Origin of the sequence: Streptomyces narbonensis (genome assembly GCF_014649015.1) — a bacterium.
Taxonomy (GTDB): Bacteria; Actinomycetota; Actinomycetes; order Streptomycetales; family Streptomycetaceae; genus Streptomyces; species Streptomyces narbonensis.
Window position 1 is genome coordinate 1 of the sequence record NZ_BMSF01000205.1, and the last position, 518, is coordinate 518.

1 protein-coding gene is annotated in these 518 nt (G+C 28.2%); it reads left to right on the plus strand.

Going from position 1 to position 518, the window contains the following annotated elements; all coding sequences use genetic code 11:
- Positions 1-455: isocitrate/isopropylmalate family dehydrogenase (locus tag IE124_RS36465; RefSeq protein WP_268246778.1), on the plus strand; the 455-nt coding region annotated here is incomplete at its 5' end.
- Between the last annotated feature and the right edge of the window lie 63 nt (positions 456-518).

Below are 518 nucleotides of genomic sequence, written 5' to 3' on the forward strand. Positions count from 1 at the left end.
ATCCTGATGTTAAATTATCTCATTTATATATTGATAACGCGGCTTTGCAGCTTATATTAACACCAAAGCAATTTGATGTGATAGTTACTGGAAACATGTTTGGCGATATTTTATCTGATGAAGCAGCTAATTTGACAGGATCAATAGGTATGTTACCTTCAGCTTCTATAAATTCAAAAGGACAATGTTTATTTGAACCATGTCATGGAAGTGCGCCAGATATTGCTAATAAAGGAATTGCTAATCCTATTGCTACAATTTTATCAGTTTCGATGATGTTACATTATTCTTTACAAAAACCTTTATTATCTAAATATTTAAATTTAGCTATAAATAATGTTTTAAATAAAGGTATTCGTACTGCAGATATAAATTCGACTGGGAAAAATTTAGTATCTACAAAAATAATGGGGGATGTAATAATTGAAGAATTTAAAAAAATAATTAAAATATAAACAAAATAATTAGGAAAATTTATGCTTAAAATTGGTTTTGTTGGTTGGAGAGGGATGGTTGGT